This is a genomic window from Pseudomonas sp. SJZ074, assembly GCF_007828215.1.
Classification (GTDB): Bacteria; Pseudomonadota; Gammaproteobacteria; order Pseudomonadales; family Pseudomonadaceae; genus Aquipseudomonas.
This window is the reverse complement of the sequence record NZ_VIUE01000037.1, coordinates 1-17,435: the sequence shown is the minus strand read 5'-3', so window position 1 is coordinate 17,435 and position 17,435 is coordinate 1. Positions and strand designations below refer to the sequence as shown.

The window sequence follows — 17,435 nt, the reverse complement described above, 5'->3', positions numbered from 1 at the left end:
TTTGACCGAGTTACTTCAGATAAAATGCGATCGAATGTGGGAGCGAGCCTGCTCGCGATAGCGATTGACCTGTCGATCTGTCTCTCAAGCCAAAAGCATCCGCCGCAATTCGCCACAATCCCGGGCATGCCAATCCGCTAGCTCCGGCCACGGATTGTCCGGCAGGTTCACCAGCACGGTCCGCGCCCCCGCCGCACGACCACAGTCCAGGTCGAAGCGATAATCGCCGACCATGACCATGTCCGCAGGCGCCACGCGCCAGGCTTCGGCCAGTTTCAACAGGCCACCCGGGTGCGGCTTGGGCGGTGCTTCGTCACGACCCAGCACGTCCTCCACAGCGAAACAATCGGCCAGGCCGATGGCCTCGAGTGTCACATGGGCCAGTTCCCGGGCGTTGCGGGTCAGGATCCCCAGGCGATAGCCACGCCCGGCCAGGTCACGTACCAACTCGACCGCACCCGGCGCCGGTCTGGAGCCCAGCGCCAGGTCCCGCTCGTGCTCCAGCAGCCAGGCATGCTTGGCCGCGGCTTCATCCGCCGGCAAGGCCGCCAGGTGGGTCAGGATGTCGTCTTCGGCCGGAATCGCCAGGGCCACCCGGATGGCCGCGAAATCATGCACGGCAATGGTCAGCGTGCCATCCATGTCGAAGACCCAGTGCCGTACGTCCGCCAGGCTCATGCCCAGTCCTTGCGATGGCGGATCAGGCCTTCCTGGGTCACCGAGGCTACCAGTTGGCCGGCGCGATTGAACACGCTGCCGCGGGAAAATCCGCGGGAATTGCCGGCCCAAGGGCTGTCCATGGCGTAGAGCAACCAGTCGTCGGCACGCAGGTCGGCGTGGAACCACAAAGCGTGGTCGAGACTGGCGACCTGCATGTCCTTCTGCCAGACCGATTTGCCATGGGGCAGCATCGACGTGGTCAGCAGGCCGAAGTCCGAAGCGTAGGCCAGCAGGTATTTGTGCAACGCCGGCGAATCCGCCAGGGCGCCATCGGCGCGGAACCACACGTATTTGATCGGGTCGGCCGGCTGCGGGTTATACGGGTCCTTTTCCGTGACCGGGCGTACCTCGATCGGCTTGGGGCACAGCAGTTTTTCCCGCATGTGCTCGGGCAACAGGTGCGCCCGCTGCTGGGTCAGCTCCAGCTCGGAGGGCAGGTTTTCCGGCCCGACGACCTGGGGCATGGTGCTCTGGTGCTCGAAACCCTGTTCGTCGTACTGGAACGATGCACTGCAGGTGAAAATCGGATTACCTTTCTGGATCGCCGTGACCCGGCGGGTGCTGAAGCTGCCGCCATCGCGTACCCGGTCCACCTGGTAGACCACCGGCAACGCCGCGTCGCCCGGACGCAGGAAATAGCCATGCATCGAATGCACATGGCGCGCCTCCTCCACCGTCTGGCTGGCCGCCGACAACGACTGGCCCAGCACCTGGCCGCCGAACAACTGGCGGAACCCGAGGTCCTGGCTGCGACCGCGGAACAGATTCTCTTCGATCGGTTCCAGGGTCAGCAGGTCGACCAGATCTTCCAACACATGGCTCATTCAGACTTCCTCACACAGCACACCGCGCAGTCTGAGCTGCGACGGTGGATCAATTGTTGGCCCACTAATGTAGACGTCCGTGTCGGTTAACCGTGCAGGGTCTGCAGCCACTGCTCGCGGTTGATGCGGTAGAGCACATGGTGACGCAATGGATGACCGACCGCGAGTTTTGGATGTTCGAAATCGTCAACCGGATCATGGTGCATGCCGATCGCCTGCATGACCTTTTGCGATGGCAGGTTATCGGTCGAGGTGAATGCCACTACCTCGTCCAGCCCCAGGCGGTCAAACCCACAGCGCAACGCCGTCCAGGCAGCCTCGCTGGCATACCCCAGGCCCCAGTGCTCCCGGGCCAGGCGCCAGCCGATCTCGATGGCCGGCGTGAAATGCGCGTCGAACCCCACCACACCCAGCCCGGTAAAACCGATGAAGGCACCGGTGTCCTTGCGCTCCAGCGCCCACAGGCCAAAACCATGTTCGGCAAAATGCCCGCGCACGCGCCCGATCAGCGCGGCACTTTCAAGGCGGCTCAGGGGCGCGGGGAAATAACGCATCACCTGCGGATCGGCACACATGGCCGCAAACGCCGGCAGATCCTCATCGTGCCACTGCCGCATGAGCAGCCGCGCACTTTCCAGTTCCAGTATCGGCTCCATCTCTACTCCCCTTCCATGCCCCAAAGTCTACATCGCTGGTAGGATCCGTCATTCAATCATCGCTGAAAACACCATGCCGCTGCCGCTTATCTATCACGAAGACTACAGTCCCGAGTTCCCGGCGGAACACCGTTTCCCCATGGACAAATTCCGCTTGCTGCGCGACCACCTGGTTGACAGCCGGCTGACCCGCGACGCGGACCTGTTGCGCCCGTCGCTGTGCCCGCCCGAGATCCTCGCCCTGGCCCATGATCGCGTCTATATCGAACGCTACATGAGTGGCGAGTTGTCCCGCGAAGACCAACGGCGGCTCGGCCTGCCCTGGAGCGAAGCCCTGGCCCGGCGAACGGTACGGGCCGTGGGCGGTTCGTTGCTGGCGGCCGAGCAGGCCCTCGAACACGGGCTGGCCTGTCACCTGGCCGGAGGCACCCACCATGCCCACTACGACCACCCTGCAGGATTTTGCATTTTCAACGACCTGGCGGTGATCAGCCGCTATTTTCTCGCCAGTGGCCGCGTCTCGCGGGTGTTGATTTTCGACTGCGACGTGCATCAGGGCGACGGTACCGCCCGGATACTCCATGACACCCCGGACGCCGTGACAGTTTCCTTGCATTGCGAAAAGAATTTTCCCGCACGCAAGGCTCAGAGCGATTGGGACATTCCATTGCCGATGGGCATGGAAGATTCGGCCTACCTGCAGGTGGTGGACGACGCCCTCAACTATCTGCTGCCGCTCTACCAGCCGGACCTGGTGTTGTATGACGCGGGGGTCGATGTACACAAGGACGACGCCCTCGGTTACCTGAAGCTGACAGACGAAGGGCTCGCCGCCCGGGACGAGAGCGTCATGCGTCATTGTCTCGGGCGCGACATCCCGGTGGTCGGGGTGATCGGCGGCGGCTACAGCAAGGACCGCAGGGCTCTGGCCCGGCGTCACGGGATCCTGCATCACAGCGCACAAAAAGTCTGGTCGTCATCAGGGTGTCATTGAAATCTGGGTGCGTTACCCACAATGCCTGTGGAGCGGCCTGTGGATACCCTGAGCGAAACGGCCTACAGGCTATATTAGGTATAGCTTGCAGAGGTCTGGTTGTTTTTTAACCACAGACTCAAGAACACCTCCATCCCTGTGGGAGCGGGCTTGCTCGCGAAAGCGGTATTTCAGTCGACATCTTCGTTAACTGACACACCGCTTTCGCGAGCAAGCCCGCTCCCACAGAATCTGTGCTGATAGAATGCCGCGCTTATCCCCTCCCTGCAGTTCACGCCATGACCTCGACCGCCCCATCCAACACTCCAACCATCGCGATCATCGGCGGCGGCCCTGCCGGTCTCATGGCAGCGGAGGTTTTGAGCCAGGCCGGCATCCAGGTCGACCTGTACGACGGCATGCCCTCGGTGGGCAGGAAGTTTCTGCTGGCCGGTGTCGGCGGCATGAATATCACCCACTCGGAAGCCTTCCCGGCATTCCTGTCCCGCTACGCCGAACGGGCCGCAGATATCGCCCCGTTGCTGCGGGCCTTCGGCGCGGATGAGCTGTGCACCTGGATTCACGGTCTGGGCATCGACACCTTTGTCGGCAGTTCCGGGCGAGTGTTTCCCACCGACATGAAAGCCGCCCCGCTGCTGCGTGCCTGGCTCAAGCGCCTGCGCGACGCCGGGGTGAAGATCCACACCCGCCATCGCTGGCTCGGCTGGAACCCCGACAACAGCCTGCGAATAGCCAGCCAGGAAGGTGAAAAAACCCTCCAGCCCGTCGCCACGCTGCTTGCGCTGGGCGGCGGCAGTTGGTCACGCCTGGGCTCCGACGGGGCCTGGATGTTGGCGTTGGAACAGCGCGGTGTTGCCCTTGCTCCGTTGCAACCGAGCAACTGCGGCTTCGACGTGCAGGCCTGGAGCGAGCTGATGGTCAGCAAATTCGCCGGCGCCCCGCTGAAAAACATCGCCATCGGCTTGAACGACGACGTTCCCCGTCTCGGCGAATGCGTCATCACCGCCACCGGTATCGAAGGCAGCCTGATCTACGCCTTGTCGGCACCGATTCGAGAAGCCATCAATCGCCACGGCAGTGCGACGATCCATCTGGATCTGTTGCCGGGCCGGCCTATGGATAAAGTGCTCCAGGCCTTGAGCAAACCGCGCGGTTCACGCTCGATGGCCAAGCACCTGCACAGCCAGTTGGGGATCGATGGGGTCAAGGCGGCGTTGTTACGCGAACAGACGTCTGCCGACTGTTTCGCAGACCCGACGCAGCTGGCCCGGGCGATCAAAGCATTACCGATCACCCTGGTAAAAACCCGCCCCCTGGACGAAGCCATCAGCAGCGCCGGTGGCGTGACATTCGACGCCGTGGATGAAAACCTGATGCTCAAGCGGATACCCGGCGTGTTCTGTGCGGGGGAAATGCTCGACTGGGAAGCACCGACCGGGGGGTATCTGCTGACGGCGTGCTTTGCCAGCGGGCGGGCGGCGGGGTTGGGGATGTTGGAGTTTCTGCGAAACAGCGGCAAGCCATAAGCTGCAAGTCGAACGCGTACTGCTTTTAACTTGCAGCTTGAAGCTTGCGGCTTCCCGCTGCTCCGCTACGGCTTGCGTTTACGCGGCCCGGTATTGAACACCGGCACTTTGCGCACCGGCTTGACCGAAGGCTCCACCGGCGCCGAGTCCCCGCTGTCCACCCATTTGCCGAGGTTGCGCTTGCCGCCACCGCCCGACGTCTTTGGCTTCTTCGGCTTTTTCGGCTTCTTGATCACCTGGCCACTGGCGTCGGTATCCGGTACCCGATGTTCAGGCTCGAAGTCCTGCTCCATCTGGCGAGTCAACGTCTGGCGGGTCAACATCTCGATGGCTGACAGCAGGTTCACTTCATCGGCACACACCAGGGAAATCGCTTGCCCCGTGGCGCCCGCCCGGCCAGTACGGCCGATGCGATGAATGTAGTCTTCGGCGACGATCGGCAAATCGAAATTCACCACCAGAGGCAGGTCTTCGATATCCAGACCACGGGCGGCGACATCGGTGGCCACCAGAATCTGGATGTCACCGAGCTTGAAACGGTCCAGTGCGCGCTGGCGGGTGGCCTGGGGTTTGTCGCCGTGGATGCCGTCAGCATTGACGCCCAGTCCCTGGAGTTTTTCCACCAATGCATCGACACCGTTGCGGGTCTTGGCGAACACCAGTACCTGCTTCCACTTGTTCTTGCGCATCAGGTGCACGAACAATTCCGGCTTGCGCTTTTTGTCCACCGTCACCACCCATTGCTTGACGGTGCTGGCGGCGACGTTGCGCGGGCTCACTTCAATGCTCAGCGGATCGTTGAGCATCTGCCCGGCCAGCAAACGGATGGCGTCGGAAAAGGTCGCCGAGAACAGCAGCGTCTGGCGTTTCTTCGGCAGCGCCTTGTAGATATTCGCCAGTTCCTCGGAGAAGCCCAGGTCAAGCATGCGGTCGGCTTCGTCCAGCACCAGGGTCTGCAACTGGTTGAACTTCAGCGCGTTCTGCCGGAACAGATCGAGCAAGCGCCCCGGCGTGGCGACCAGCAGGTCGACGCCTTTGCGCAGTTTCATCATCTGCGGGTTGATGCTGACGCCACCGTAAACGGCGTAGGTGCTCAACGGCAGGTTCTGCGCGTATTGGCGCACGCTTTCATGGACCTGCTCGGCCAATTCGCGGGTCGGTACCAGGATCAGCGCCCGCACCGAGTTGGCGGCCACTTTCGGCCCTTCGGTGGTCAGCAACTGCAACAGCGGCACGGCGAAACCGGCGGTCTTGCCGGTGCCGGTCTGGGCCGCGGCCATCAGGTCGCGACCGGCCAGCACCGCCGGCATGGCCTGAGCCTGCACCGGGGTCGGGGTCTGGTAGCCGAGCGTCTCGAGGGCGCGCAACAAAGGTTCGATCAGGCCAAGGGTGGCGAAAGTCATGGAAGTACCGTCGGAAAAATCAGCGCAGGGTGTGCAATGCGCGGCAGTTTACCTTAATTCAGGATTCAACCGGCGCAGGCTTGGGCTTGCGCCACTGAGGCAGCCCGATCAACACCACGGCACTGATGATCACCAGCATCGCCAGGGACTCTTCGACGCCGATACTTTCGCCGGCAAACACGATCCCCAGCAGCACCGCTACCGCCGGGTTGACGTAGGCATAACTGGTGGCCGCCGCCGGCCGTACATGCTTGAGCAGATACATGTAGGCGTTGAAGGCAATGATCGAACCGAAGAACGTCAGGTAGGCCAGCGCGAACCAGCCCTCGAACGGCGGGATGCGCTCCAGGTGTTCGCCACTGGCGAAGCTGCCGATCAACAGCACCACGCCGCCCACCAGCATTTCCACGGCACTGGCCATCGCCCCCGCCGGCAAAGGCAGATGTTTGCTCAGCACCGAGCCGAAGGCCCACGACGCCGCCGCGAACACCAGCAAGGTTGCCCCCAACGGACTGGATTGCAGGTTGGAGCCCAGGTTGAGCATGGCGATGCCGATCAGCCCCAGCACAATACCCGCCCATTCAAGGCGTGTATTACGTGCGCCCCAGAAATACCCGCAAAGCAGGGTAAACAAAGGCACCGTCGCCACGGCCAACGCCGCGACCCCGGAAGCCACGCCGGTGTGCTCGGCGACACTGACCGCGCCGTTGCCGAAACTGAGCAGCAACACGCCGATGATGGCTCCGGCCTTCCACTGCGCCCAGGTCGGCGCCGGTGCCCCGCGCCAGCGCAGGAAGCCATACATGAGCGAGCCGGCCAGCACGAAGCGAATCCCGGCCAGCAACAACGGCGGCCAATGCTCCACGCCGATGCGAATCACCAGATAAGTCGATCCCCAGATGACATACAGGGCGAAGAAGGCAGCGATCAGCGGCAGTGGAAAACGGCGTGGGCCAGGCATGGTCAGCTCGAAGTCAGGACAATGAGAGACGCTATTCTAGAAAGGCGATGAACGGAAAATAAGCTACAAAACCTGTTTATCTGGCCCATACACTTTTCAAAACACGGAGATTGGCGCTATAAACCAGCCTTTCGAAAGCCACCCGATCTGGAACCTGAACTGTGGATAAATACGACCGCATGCTGCTCAGCGCCCTGTTGGAAAACGGTCGTGCGTCCTACGCCGAACTGGCCCGCAAAGTGAACCTCTCGGCCCCGGCCGTGGCCGAACGCGTCAGCAAACTGGAAACCAGCGGGATCATTACCGGCTACCAGGCCAAGGTCGACATGGCCAAGATCGGCCTGCCGGTGCAGTGCGTGATCGAATTGCGGATGAACCAGCACGGCAACCAGAAGGCCTACGACGACTTGTGCAAGATTCCCCAACTGACCGAATGCCACCGGGTGACCGGCGACCCCTGCGTGATCATGCAAGCGGCGGTCGGCTCGATGCCGGAGCTGGAAGAGCTGATCAACCGGATCGCCAAGTTCGGCTTCAGCAAGACCTCGATCGTGCTGTCCAGTGCCATTGAAAAGCGGGTGCCGCTGGGGCAATTGGAAGGCAACGGAAAATAATCGGTTCAAGACAAATCAAAACTGTGGGAGCGGGCTTGCTCGCGAAGGCGGTGTATCAGTCGACATCTTCATTAACTGACGCACCGCATTCGCGAGCAAGCCCGCTCCCACAGGGGTTTTGTGGTGTATTTAGCAGTCGCGATAACGCTTGAGATGCTCATTGATCTTCGCCGCCGGCACTTTCTGCAAGCTGCACAGCAAATCATGGGACAACTCCCGCAGCCCATGCGTCTGCCGCAGTTCCGAAGCCAGATGCGCGGTGAGGTTGGCGGCCATTTCAGCGTCGGCCATGGCCCGGTGAGCTTGGCCGGTATGGGGCAGGCCGGCGAAGGCGTTGAGGGTGCCGAGCTTGTGGTTCGGCGCGGCCGGCATCAGGCGTCGGGCGAGCAGCAGCGAACAGGCAAAATTCTGCAGGCGGGTACGCTTGATCCGCCCCAGTTCGAAGTCCCAGAACTTCTGGTCGAACGCGGCGTTATGCGCCAGCAGCGGCGTGGTGCCGACGAACTCGTTGACCTCGTTCATCACCCGCTCGGCCGGCGGCGCGCTGCGCAGCATGGCATTGCTGATGCCAGTCAGTTGCTCGATGAAAGCCGGCACCCGCACGCCGGCATTCATCAGGCTCTGGTAGCGGTCGACGATCCGGCCTTGCTCAAGCATTACCACGGCGATTTCCGTGGCTCGGCAACTGCTGCTCGGGGTGATTCCGGTGGTCTCAAAGTCGATGACTGCGATGCGTTCCAAACCTGTCTGAACTCCGTAACGATCAATTCTTGAGCAGCAGCGCGCCTTCGATGGGCACGTAGCGACTGGCGGCACGGATCAGCGAGTTGGCCGTCAACCCCGGCACGCCGTACGCCACCGCCTGCACACCGTGCTTGCTGATGATGCGTTCGAGCAGCATGTCGAAGTCGCCGTCACCCGAGGCCAGCACGACCTCGTCGACATGGTCGGCGGCGTCCATGATGTCCAGCGTGATGCCCACGTCCCAATCGCCCTTGGCCGAGCCGTCGCTGCGCTGGATGTAGGGCTTGAGCTTCACGGTGAAACCCAGGTTGCGCAGGATCTGCTGGAATTGCTGCTGCTTGCTGTCGCCGCGATCGATCGCATAGGCGTAGGCCTCGACGATCTGCCCTTGTTTGCTGATGTCGGCCCACAGGGCGGCGTAGTTGAAGTGACAACCATAGGCCTGGCGCACGGTGTAATAGAGGTTCTGAACATCGGCGAACACTGCGATTTTCTTCACCGCGGTTCCTCTTGAATGCACAAGCGCACAGGCTCTGGGTCAGGCATCAGTGGCCGATGTGGCCACCAAGCCCGAAAAGGCGCCCAGTATGCCAGCCCGAAGGAGGGTTCCGCGAATAATCGGTCCGAGGCGCGTGGGCACCCCGGACGAATGGCAGGTCAGACGAAGGAATCGTCGTCGCCAAAGAAGGAAGAGTCGTCGCTGTAGTCCGCGTCGCTGAAGCCGCCCTGGTCGTTGCCGTAGTTATCGTTGTCGGCCATGCGCTGGTCGTCGCCCCAACCGTTGTCCCCGCTGTTACCCACGTCGCTGGCCGGTTGGGCCGGCTCTTGCTTGATGATCTCGACGATTTCCTGGGGCTGCTGGCCGCTGTGGAACAGACTGCTGATACCTTGCGCCAACATCACACCACCGGCCACGCCGGCCGCGGTTTTCAGGGCGCCACCCAGGAAGCTGCTCGCTGCCGGGGCTTGTTGTTGTGCAGCGCCATAGCCCGCTGGCGGCGCACCGAAGCCCTGCTGAGCCGGGGCGTTGTTGAACGACGGCCGCGCCGGCTCGCGCCAGCCGCCACCGCCGGTTGCCGGAGCGCTTGGGACGGGGGCCGGTCGCGAATCGCGGCTGCTGCCACCAAAAATACTCGAGAGGAAACCACCGCCACCGCTGGGTGCCGAGGCCTGGCTGCGAGCGTTCTGCAGGTCCGTCTGCAGTTGCTGGACTTGCTCGGTCAGTTGCCTGTTCTGCTCGTCGAGGCGTTTGATTGCCGCCTCCTGCACAAGAATCGCCTGGGCCATGAAATAACCGGCCGCGGGCTGGCTGGCCAAGTGCTCCTTGATCCGCGCCTCGGCCTGGGCGTCGCGCGGGCCTGAATCCTTTTCGGCCTGTTGCAGCCGTGAAAACAGTCCATCGATCAGGGTTTGTTCTTCGCTGTTCATGGCGACCTCATCAGATTGCCGGGTAGAAAACCAAGCCGGTTCCGCAGAACCGGTGCTCATCAGTAATGGGGCTTGCCACGAAGGTTTCAATGGTCTTTACCTGATGTTTACGTTTGCTTGTGCGGGTGCCTGATCGGTTAAAGTGTCGGACCGCTTCTGGACCTGCGATCCGACTCATGAATCCGTTTGACGTGCTGCGCGACTCTTTGTATTTCTTCAAGCGCCATCTGGGCCGGATCGCCCAGCTGTGCCTGCCACTGGTGATACTCGAGGCCGTGCTGCAACAAGCCGTCGACAGCGCTCTCGGCCCTGATGGTTTTCCGGGCTACAGCGTGATCGTCGGGCTGCTGGTATATCCGGTGTACACCGCTGCACTGATCCTGTTTCTCGACGCCCGCAGCCGAGGCGAATCGCCGCACATTCGCGACCTCCTAGCCGCGGCCCTGATCCTCTGGCCGCGCTTCGCGTTGCTGACCGCCCTCAACACGCTGCTGATCCTGCTGGGTATTTCGTTGTACATCCTGCCGGGCCTGTGGCTGATGGTGACCCTGGCGTTCAGCGAGTACCTGCTGGTGCTCCGAGGCCTGGCGCCGCTGGCCGCGATGAAGGAAAGCCTGCGCATGAGCCGCGGCCGGTTCTGGCGGATCCTGTTGTGCATCATGGGCGTGATGGGGCCGCTGTGGCTGCTCAAGGGCGCCAGCGTCTCGGTGTATCCGCCGCCCCAGAACCCCTGGCTCGGCCTGTTGATCGACAGCATTCACAGCTTCCTGCAACTGTTCACCAGCGTGGTGCTGTTCCGGATATTCATGCTGATCGGGGAAAAAACCGAGCCATGACCCGTTTACTGCGCTACACATTGCTGAGCTTGTTGCTGATCGTCTGCCTCGCTGCACTGGCGATCTACGGCCTGACCTGGCGCCCACAAGCCCGGGAAACACTACCGGTCAATTGCACCGCGGGCGCCGCGCCGCTGATGCCCGGCCAAGCGGTAAAGGTGATGACCTGGAACGTCCAGTTCCTGGCCGGCAAACGCTACGTGTTCTGGCACGACCTGGCCCAGGGCGACGATGAAAGCCCAACCCCGGAAGACATGGCATTCAGCCTCGACGAAGTGGCACGGGTCATCCGTGACGAGCAACCCGGCATCGTCCTGCTGCAGGAATTGGACAACGGCGCCAAGGCCAGCGACTACCAGGACCAACTCAAGTTGTTGCAGGAGCGGCTCGCCGACCTTTACTCCTGCAGCACCAGCGCCTTCGACTGGAAGGCCGATTTCATACCCAGCCCCCATATCTTCGGCAGCGTCGGTCGACAACTGGCAACGCTGAGCCGCTACCGCATCGATCACGCCGAACGGGTGCAACTGCCAGTGGCCGAGACCAACTTCATCAGCCGCCAGTTCCAACCGAAAAATGCCCTGCTGGTGAGCTACATACCGCTGAGCGATGGCAGTCAAATGGCGGTGCTCAACACGCATCTGGAGCGGGCCACACAGCCGGACGAAACCCTGCCCAAGCAAGTCACTGCCGTATCCAAGGCCCTGGACAAGTTCGAATCCCGAGGCATGCCTTGGCTGATCGGCGGTGACTTCAATCTATTGCCCCTGGGGCAGTACCTGCGCCTGCCGCCCGAACAGCGCACCCCCTACTCCGTTGACAGTCCGCTACACCTGCTGTGGGACAAGTACCCGATGATTCCCACCAACAACGAGGCCAGTGGCATCGACCGTGCGCACTGGCTGACCCACTACCCGAACGACCCCGGCCTCAACGGCCCGGACCGCACCGTCGATTATCTGTTCTACAGCCCGCGCATCAAACGGGTCGAGGCCCAGGTGCGACAGGACGACACGTTGCGCATCTCCGATCACTTGCCGGTGATTGCACGGTTCCTGCTGCCCGTTACGCCATAGCCGGACAGCTGTGGGAGCCTGCTCGCGATAGCGTCGGGTCAGTCAATTCTGGGCTAGTTGATACACCGCCATCGCGAGCAGGCTCGTTCCCACAGGGTTCAGCTTCCCTGCGGATTACTCTTTGCTCACTTACGCGGCTTGACCCGCGCCGTCGCCTCCGCCACCAACGGATCATCCGGCCAGTAATGCGCTCTATCAAGTACCCGGCGCACCTTTGACACCTGTCAAAGCCCGTATTTCCAAGGTTTTTAGCCAATTCCCCGAAAACGCATTGACAGTCAATCCTGATGAGTAGTTTGACTGAAAAATGGCGCGTAGTGGTTCTGTGTTTGACTGCGAAATTGCACTCTATTATCCCACCCGCTTGCATTCGACCTCGTCAGAAAACGGCCAATAGGAGACCATCAGGGCCAAAACTTCGGCGTTACCTCGGCATGACCACCACCAAGCGCCGTTGGCCAGCACCTGACTAATCGGTTACTTCTGATACTGACGTTTGCGATGCTCGGCGACCTTATGCCGGTTGCCGCAGAGTGCCATGGCACACCAGCGACGTCGGTGCGACTTGGTGCGATCGTAGAACCAGAGCGTGCAGTCCGAATGTTCACACTGGCGGACCAGAGTGAAATCGCCATGGCATAGCAAGTCTGCCGCCCGTTCCGACAGGGGGGCCAGCCATTGCTCCGGCGATTGGCGCTCGGCAATCCGCAGTAGACGCGGCTCGGCGGAATGCTCCCAGACCAGTTGCGAATGGCTGGCCGCTTCGCACAAGAAACGGTTGAGCGTCGTTGGATCGCCGTACACTCCGGCCTTGCGTTGCTCGACCAGGACACGTACGGCTTCGCGCAAGGCTTTCGCCGCCTCGAGCACAGCCCCTTTGGCAAAGCGTGGCACAGGAGCCTCCCTTAACCCGGTGCGTTTCATCCAGGTGTGCACATCGGCATCGCTCTGCCAGAAATCGGTAGCGACGCCATCGCGAGTGGCAATGGTGTTGAGCATATCCAGCGCCGGATGATCGGCGATTACGAAGGGCTCGGTGACAGGGGTGGCCATGGCATTTCTCGCGGAAGATCGTTGCCGTCATGGTAACCGTTGTACTAGACGATTCAAGTTACATATCCGCCAGAACTGCCAGTCGTCGGTCATGACCATAACCTCTAAAATAATCATTGACTGGTTACCGTGTGCGTGCGAGATTGACCCTCGTAGTAACCCACCGCCTTATTTTCGCTGGTTACAGAGGGCTCATCCGATGAACACCATCTGCCGCTCCGCCCATTCAGTCCGCCACCAGTTCGTCGAAGCCGACGGGGTTCGTGTCTTCTACCGTGAAGCCGGCAAGCCGGATGCCCCGGTGCTGCTGCTGTTGCATGGTTTTCCCAGCTCATCGCATCAGTTCCGCAACCTGATCCCGCTGCTCGCCGACCGCTTCCGCCTGATCGCACCAGACCTTCCCGGTTTCGGCTTTACCGAAGTGCCAAGTGAACGCAACTATAACTACAGCTTCGACGCCCTGGCCCATACCCTCGGCGCCTTCGTCGACGCGCTCGGGCTGACGCGCTACGCCATGTACGTGTTCGACTATGGCGCACCGACCGGCCTGCGCCTGGCCGTCGCGCATCCCGAACGGGTGAGCGGCTTCATCTCGCAGAACGGCAACGCCTATCTGGAAGGGCTCGGCGATGCCTGGGCACCGGTACGTGCTTACTGGGCTGATCCGTCCGCCGCCAACAGGCAGGTCGTCCACGATGCCATGCTACATCTGGAGGGGACCCGCTGGCAGTACCTGCATGGCGTCGCCGACCCGACGCAGGTCGCCCCCGAGTCCTACACCCTCGATGCGCTGCTACTGGAACGTCCGGGCAACAAGGATATCCAGCTGGACCTAATTCTCGACTATGCCACCAACCTCGAGCGCTACCCGGAGTTCCAGGCGTTTTTGCGCAACTCCCAAGTGCCAGCGCTGATCATCTGGGGTCGACACGACCCGTTCTTCATCCCGCCAGGCGCCGAAGCTTTCAGGAAGGACAAGCCGAACGCCGTGGTCGAGCTGCTCGACACGGGCCACTTCGCCCTGGAAACCCATGTGGAGCACATCGCCGCACGGATCCGCGAGGTAATAGGCAGCGCGGCTGCCTGATCACTGGAGTGCCGAATGGAGCGTGTACTCTTCGGCCACCGTTGAATCCAAGGCCGTATCGCCATGGCGTCACTATCAAAGATTGAATGGAAATATTCGAATTCCGATACTTCAGCGAGGTAGCCTGGGCGGCCACTCATGGAAAACGCCACGAGGCGTTCCACGGGTTGGCCATTCGCCCTACGCGAATTCGGGAGCTGTGTAGGGTGGACAACGTTTAGTTGTCCACCCCCTTCTGCGATTGGCCGCAAAGGGTCGTTCTCTGCCGGTCATGTCCACAAAATGTGGTGGTTAACCCCCTCTTCCTCGTGGTCCAGGTTTGGACAATTGATCAATGCGGACGTCTGAACTGCTTGACGTTAGCAGTGCCCGTATTTTTCAACGAATATTCCAAATCACGTACCCGATCCCATAATTTCATATTCTGAGCAAAAACCTTATCGCGCTGAATTTGGGCCGTTAACAGCTCTTTTTCTAGCGAAGCTAACTGACTTTCCAACTGTCGGATTCGACGACCATTTGACGAAGTCCCTTTGCCGGCCCCTGCCCGAACAGACTCAATCTTTGCGAGTAGCTGTAAGTGCGACTTACGAGATTTCTTTAAGTACCCACGGTCAAACCCCGCCTCCAGACTAACAATGCTCGCAGTGAGCTTCGAAAGGTCTAGGCCTACATGCTCAGCGACAACGGGATTGCCATCTAGGAGTCGCTGGAAAGCGTTCTCACATGCACTCAGGCCGCTACTATCAACCAGGCCACTCTTCATAGCGATAACTCCACGGTATCAATCAACCGAGCTTTGTAAGCCGTCAAACGCTCAATATCACCCCTCACAATCTGATATTCGCCAGAGTTTTCCGGGTAATTACACAATTCTTCCGTCGCGTCCTCGATAGCCGCATCTAGGTTCGAGCGTTTTATAATGGCCCCCTCACAAGTCAAGCACTCAGTGTAATCACCCAACAGAAACGAATCGCAACGACCTACCTTGGTACAACCACCGAGAAGCGTTGGCCTGTAACTGATTGCACCATTTTTAACCCGCTGTTCAGTGTCAGCACGGACATCTTCAATTCGAACCTCACCCGCCTGAAGCCGTTTTTTCTGCTTCTCCATATACGAACCAGTGCCGCCAAATAACGGCTCCTCACTGAATAGAAGATCAGCAATCAGTTGATTGGCTACAGCCATGGGCATAGCCATCTAATATTCGAAGGCAAAGTGATTGCGTGGCAGCAAAAATTCATTTCTGCTCTCATCGTAATAGCCAAATATCGTTCGCAAATTCTCGTAGTTATTAGCGTAATATCGAGCCATCTGGATGGTCATGTGTTTAAACTGTGTTCGAAGCGTTGGCAGCGAGAGAAAGCCGCTGCTACTACCATAAAACGCCAGCGAACGTCGGAACTGATGCGTGGTCAGCGGCCAGGGCTGGCCGACTGCGAATTCCGGATCGTTGTGAAAATCACGAGAAGGGTCGCTTTGACATAGTTCTTTAACATCCTCGTCCTTAATCAAAATCAATCGTAAGGTAGACTCTTGAGTAGACCTTAAAGAAAAGCTCGTAACACCAACCTCTGCTTTACCTCTCGTAAAACTCAATATCGATGGATTGAGAAAAAGCGGACAGCGATCATCTAGCTCGACCTTATATAGCTTAGCGAGACCACGGCAAATCGCTTTAGCAATCTCGATAGCCTTGACGACTTCATCTGGGGCGAACCAAGTACTTTCTTTCTTGTAGCCCGAAAATTTCGTGGTGGTCGATAGAATATTTACCGACTGTGACTTATCTCGGAGTATACCTTCATCATCAAGAACCGCTTCCTGGGCAATTTTATCGGATAAACAGATATAGGACATTCGCATGACCTCTTGATCGCGCATGCCGGTATAAAGGTGGACTACGGTTGCCAGCGTATACTGCATCTTGAGCAAGACGGTCTGTAAATGTCTCTTATGAGCGCACGCAAACTCTCCGGAGAACACCGCGCTCAGATCGTGGTCCTTGAGTGCCTGAGGCATGTCAGGGTGAAAGCTCGCGTTGTAGCCCAGATCTTTTTTTGCCTTATGCGCGTACGGCCATAGTGCTCATTGGCGAAACACTCTATAAATGACTCGAATCTGTTTAAACCGGGGTGTAGCTGATCGATGAGGTCACCAGTTACATTGATCAGGCTCAAATAGATACGCGTAGGAATAACGGGATGTTGTTTGAAATCTGGAGCTTTAAGATCAAATGCACTTGGGTTGAGCACGGCGTACCCCAGTCGATTACCGCCTACGCTAACCAAGGCCCGCAATATTCCAGTCAGAACCTTGCCAACAGGTTTTTGCTCACGAATAAACGCCGCAAGATATACCGGCACTGTGAACAACTGTTCCAAAGAAAGCACGCCGACCAAACGCTTCTGCTTCTGCTCGTAACAAAACTTCATGGCCATGCGCAAAACCATCCAGTACTGACTCAACGTGGATACACTGAGCGTACCGCGTCGTCCACCGCCTGCAAAATAGATCAGACAGTACAGCAAATACTTGACATCATCGATCAATACTGACTGCTCTTCCCCTTCATCATCAAAAACTGTATCAAAGGATATTCGATTAACTTTTTTTGCACTCAACCTGTATGGATTGAAGTCCCAAGAAGCACCGTTATATATCGCCGTTGCTATGCCATTCTCATCGCGACATAGCACAAAATTTGGACTAGGCTTCCCATATAAATGAAAGGCATTATCTGGCTCGGAAGTACCAGCGAAGTGACCGCTAGCAAAGAGACTGCCTATGGACTGAACAACATCACTCAAAATGTCACCCCCAACCGTTCATAACGGCTCAATCGGCTTTCCCAAAACGCAGTAATTTCACCATACTCAAACACTTTTATTTTGACCGCTTCGACAGTCTGCCTCGTTGAATCAGAGCGTTTGCAAAGCGCTTCGATGATAAACTCAATTCGGATAGAGAGATCTTTGTATAGTGCCTCAGCGTGCGCCACGTCAGGAACCGTTTTACGCACGGAATTGATTACGTACTGCAAACTCAACAATTTATGTAGATCCTCTTCGTCACTGTGGCAGATATAGTGCTCGCAATATAAACACCCGTACTGTGTGCGGCAGTTCAGCTCGACAAATTTCCCCACACCCGCTACGGGCGTCGGATGGTTGAAGCCATCGCAGTGACCCGCTGCTGTTCCGATCACGCCATTGCTGTGAACCTGGCTGCGCTCACGTATGACTTGGGCTGCATGGCGCATGGATTGCCAAAATTGGCCGAATTCGGCGTCTTGCTGCTCAGGTGTCGCATCAGCGTAAGTCGATATGTTCACTGCCTCAGTGTGGTTCAACGATACCGCTATCGTAGAGGGCGAAATGCGAGCAGAGTCTGAGGGATCCCCACAAATCTATTCCAATGCCTGCGCCTCTTGATGTACCTCTGCTCGCAACGCGTGCTCAAGTCTCTCCAAAGTTTTTCGAGAGTTTGAGCCGCGTCCACTACGCCAGT

The 17,435-nt window shown here is 59.2% G+C and carries 20 protein-coding genes and 1 pseudogene; 7 read left to right on the top strand and 14 right to left on the bottom strand.

Annotated elements, in window-relative coordinates; all coding sequences use genetic code 11:
* Positions 1-84: 84 nt before the first annotated feature.
* From FBX99_RS25945 to FBX99_RS25935, 3 genes are all read right to left on the bottom strand, one after another.
* Complete coding sequence (locus FBX99_RS25945; RefSeq protein ID WP_144930632.1) at positions 85-678, bottom strand: HAD family hydrolase; 594 nt, start codon at positions 676-678, stop codon at positions 85-87.
* Positions 675-1,544, bottom strand: coding sequence for an acyl-CoA thioesterase II (gene tesB, locus FBX99_RS25940; protein WP_144930630.1), 870 nt, complete (start codon positions 1,542-1,544; stop codon positions 675-677). The genes FBX99_RS25945 and tesB overlap by 4 nt, the downstream gene beginning before the upstream one ends.
* 86 nt (positions 1,545-1,630) lie before the next feature.
* Positions 1,631-2,200, bottom strand: coding sequence for a GNAT family N-acetyltransferase (locus tag FBX99_RS25935; RefSeq protein WP_145133343.1), 570 nt, complete (start codon positions 2,198-2,200; stop codon positions 1,631-1,633).
* A 73-nt stretch (positions 2,201-2,273) separates the two neighbouring features.
* Between FBX99_RS25935 and FBX99_RS25930 the strand changes: the two genes are divergently transcribed.
* Together FBX99_RS25930 and FBX99_RS25925 are read left to right on the top strand one after the other, a co-directional pair.
* A complete protein-coding gene (locus FBX99_RS25930) occupies positions 2,274-3,194 on the top strand; it encodes a histone deacetylase (RefSeq protein ID WP_145133342.1) in 921 nt (306 codons plus the stop codon).
* 278 nt (positions 3,195-3,472) lie between these two features.
* The gene (locus FBX99_RS25925) at positions 3,473-4,720 is read left to right on the top strand and encodes a TIGR03862 family flavoprotein (protein ID WP_144930625.1); all 1,248 of its coding nucleotides are present in this window, start codon (positions 3,473-3,475) and stop codon (positions 4,718-4,720) included.
* 65 nt (positions 4,721-4,785) lie between these two features.
* Here FBX99_RS25925 and FBX99_RS25920 read toward each other — a convergent pair whose 3' ends face one another.
* Together FBX99_RS25920 and yedA are read right to left on the bottom strand one after the other, a co-directional pair.
* Complete coding sequence (locus FBX99_RS25920) at positions 4,786-6,123, bottom strand: DEAD/DEAH box helicase (RefSeq protein ID WP_144930623.1); 1,338 nt, start codon at positions 6,121-6,123, stop codon at positions 4,786-4,788.
* Positions 6,124-6,181: 58 nt separating this feature from the next.
* Positions 6,182-7,084, bottom strand: coding sequence for a drug/metabolite exporter YedA (gene yedA, locus FBX99_RS25915; RefSeq protein ID WP_144930621.1), 903 nt, complete (start codon positions 7,082-7,084; stop codon positions 6,182-6,184).
* A 161-nt stretch (positions 7,085-7,245) separates the two neighbouring features.
* Here yedA and FBX99_RS25910 point away from each other — a divergent pair, with 161 nt between their 5' ends.
* Both FBX99_RS25910 and FBX99_RS29320 read left to right on the top strand, forming a co-directional pair.
* Positions 7,246-7,698 (top strand): Lrp/AsnC family transcriptional regulator, encoded by a 453-nt coding sequence (locus FBX99_RS25910; RefSeq protein ID WP_144930620.1) that lies wholly within the window; start codon positions 7,246-7,248, stop codon positions 7,696-7,698.
* A pseudogene (locus FBX99_RS29320) lies at positions 7,695-7,811 on the top strand (metal ABC transporter ATP-binding protein); the annotation flags it as partial. The gene FBX99_RS25910 and the pseudogene FBX99_RS29320, both read left to right, overlap by 4 nt.
* Before the next feature lie 16 nt (positions 7,812-7,827).
* On the opposite strand, the gene FBX99_RS25905 reads toward FBX99_RS29320, so the two are convergent.
* The 3 genes from FBX99_RS25905 to FBX99_RS25895 form a co-directional block, all read right to left on the bottom strand.
* Entirely contained in the window at positions 7,828-8,439 is a 612-nt protein-coding gene (locus FBX99_RS25905; RefSeq protein WP_144930619.1) for a PolC-type DNA polymerase III, read from the bottom strand.
* A gap of 22 nt (positions 8,440-8,461) precedes the next feature.
* Positions 8,462-8,941: an NYN domain-containing protein gene (locus FBX99_RS25900; protein ID WP_024780298.1), complete on the bottom strand. Its 480-nt coding sequence runs from the start codon at positions 8,939-8,941 to the stop codon at positions 8,462-8,464.
* Positions 8,942-9,099: 158 nt separating this feature from the next.
* Positions 9,100-9,870 (bottom strand): DUF2076 domain-containing protein, encoded by a 771-nt coding sequence (locus FBX99_RS25895; protein ID WP_144930617.1) that lies wholly within the window; start codon positions 9,868-9,870, stop codon positions 9,100-9,102.
* 176 nt (positions 9,871-10,046) lie between these two features.
* On the opposite strand from FBX99_RS25895, the gene FBX99_RS25890 reads away from it, so the two are divergent.
* The gene (locus FBX99_RS25890; protein ID WP_144930616.1) at positions 10,047-10,706 is read left to right on the top strand and encodes a hypothetical protein; all 660 of its coding nucleotides are present in this window, start codon (positions 10,047-10,049) and stop codon (positions 10,704-10,706) included.
* Entirely contained in the window at positions 10,703-11,782 is a 1,080-nt protein-coding gene (locus FBX99_RS25885) for an endonuclease/exonuclease/phosphatase family protein (RefSeq protein WP_144930615.1), read from the top strand. The genes FBX99_RS25890 and FBX99_RS25885 overlap by 4 nt, the downstream gene beginning before the upstream one ends.
* Positions 11,783-12,259: 477 nt before the next feature.
* On the opposite strand, the gene FBX99_RS25880 is transcribed toward FBX99_RS25885, so the two are convergent.
* Positions 12,260-12,835 (bottom strand): ABATE domain-containing protein, encoded by a 576-nt coding sequence (locus tag FBX99_RS25880; protein WP_144930613.1) that lies wholly within the window; start codon positions 12,833-12,835, stop codon positions 12,260-12,262.
* A 199-nt stretch (positions 12,836-13,034) separates the two neighbouring features.
* On the opposite strand from FBX99_RS25880, the gene FBX99_RS25875 reads away from it, so the two are divergent.
* Positions 13,035-13,922, top strand: a complete 888-nt coding sequence (locus tag FBX99_RS25875; RefSeq protein ID WP_144930612.1) for an alpha/beta fold hydrolase — start codon at positions 13,035-13,037, stop codon at positions 13,920-13,922.
* A gap of 331 nt (positions 13,923-14,253) precedes the next feature.
* Here FBX99_RS25875 and FBX99_RS25870 read toward each other — a convergent pair whose 3' ends face one another.
* The 5 genes from FBX99_RS25870 to FBX99_RS25860 are packed head-to-tail and all read right to left on the bottom strand — an operon-like array spanning position 14,254 to position 17,277.
* Positions 14,254-14,688 (bottom strand): hypothetical protein, encoded by a 435-nt coding sequence (locus FBX99_RS25870; protein ID WP_144930610.1) that lies wholly within the window; start codon positions 14,686-14,688, stop codon positions 14,254-14,256.
* Positions 14,685-15,113: a hypothetical protein gene (locus FBX99_RS29315; protein ID WP_256662558.1), complete on the bottom strand. Its 429-nt coding sequence runs from the start codon at positions 15,111-15,113 to the stop codon at positions 14,685-14,687. The genes FBX99_RS25870 and FBX99_RS29315 overlap by 4 nt, the downstream gene beginning before the upstream one ends.
* Positions 15,114-15,125: 12 nt before the next feature.
* Positions 15,126-15,947, bottom strand: coding sequence for a hypothetical protein (locus FBX99_RS29310; protein ID WP_256664129.1), 822 nt, complete (start codon positions 15,945-15,947; stop codon positions 15,126-15,128).
* The gene (locus FBX99_RS29305) at positions 15,917-16,735 is read right to left on the bottom strand and encodes a hypothetical protein (protein ID WP_256664130.1); all 819 of its coding nucleotides are present in this window, start codon (positions 16,733-16,735) and stop codon (positions 15,917-15,919) included. The genes FBX99_RS29310 and FBX99_RS29305 overlap by 31 nt, the downstream gene beginning before the upstream one ends.
* Complete coding sequence (locus FBX99_RS25860) at positions 16,732-17,277, bottom strand: hypothetical protein (RefSeq protein ID WP_178112079.1); 546 nt, start codon at positions 17,275-17,277, stop codon at positions 16,732-16,734. Before FBX99_RS25860 ends, FBX99_RS29305 begins: the two co-directional genes overlap by 4 nt.
* Positions 17,278-17,435: the final 158 nt, after the last annotated feature.

Bases quoted from the DNA above. Each gene is read 5' to 3' on its own strand.
- FBX99_RS25945 (WP_144930632.1), bottom strand. From the start codon at position 678: ATGAGCCTGGCGGACGTACGGCACTGGGTCTTCGACATGGATGGCACG.
- tesB (WP_144930630.1), bottom strand. From the start codon at position 1,544: ATGAGCCATGTGTTGGAAGATCTGGTCGACCTGCTGACCCTGGAACCG.
- FBX99_RS25935 (WP_145133343.1), bottom strand. From the start codon at position 2,200: ATGGAGCCGATACTGGAACTGGAAAGTGCGCGGCTGCTCATGCGGCAG.
- FBX99_RS25930 (WP_145133342.1), top strand. From the start codon at position 2,274: ATGCCGCTGCCGCTTATCTATCACGAAGACTACAGTCCCGAGTTCCCG.
- FBX99_RS25925 (WP_144930625.1), top strand. From the start codon at position 3,473: ATGACCTCGACCGCCCCATCCAACACTCCAACCATCGCGATCATCGGC.
- FBX99_RS25920 (WP_144930623.1), bottom strand. From the start codon at position 6,123: ATGACTTTCGCCACCCTTGGCCTGATCGAACCTTTGTTGCGCGCCCTC.
- yedA (WP_144930621.1), bottom strand. From the start codon at position 7,084: ATGCCTGGCCCACGCCGTTTTCCACTGCCGCTGATCGCTGCCTTCTTC.
- FBX99_RS25895 (WP_144930617.1), bottom strand. From the start codon at position 9,870: ATGAACAGCGAAGAACAAACCCTGATCGATGGACTGTTTTCACGGCTG.
- FBX99_RS25890 (WP_144930616.1), top strand. From the start codon at position 10,047: ATGAATCCGTTTGACGTGCTGCGCGACTCTTTGTATTTCTTCAAGCGC.
- FBX99_RS25885 (WP_144930615.1), top strand. From the start codon at position 10,703: ATGACCCGTTTACTGCGCTACACATTGCTGAGCTTGTTGCTGATCGTC.
- FBX99_RS25880 (WP_144930613.1), bottom strand. From the start codon at position 12,835: ATGGCCACCCCTGTCACCGAGCCCTTCGTAATCGCCGATCATCCGGCG.
- FBX99_RS25875 (WP_144930612.1), top strand. From the start codon at position 13,035: ATGAACACCATCTGCCGCTCCGCCCATTCAGTCCGCCACCAGTTCGTC.
- FBX99_RS25870 (WP_144930610.1), bottom strand. From the start codon at position 14,688: ATGAAGAGTGGCCTGGTTGATAGTAGCGGCCTGAGTGCATGTGAGAAC.
- FBX99_RS29315 (WP_256662558.1), bottom strand. From the start codon at position 15,113: ATGGCTGTAGCCAATCAACTGATTGCTGATCTTCTATTCAGTGAGGAG.
- FBX99_RS29310 (WP_256664129.1), bottom strand. From the start codon at position 15,947: ATGCCTCAGGCACTCAAGGACCACGATCTGAGCGCGGTGTTCTCCGGA.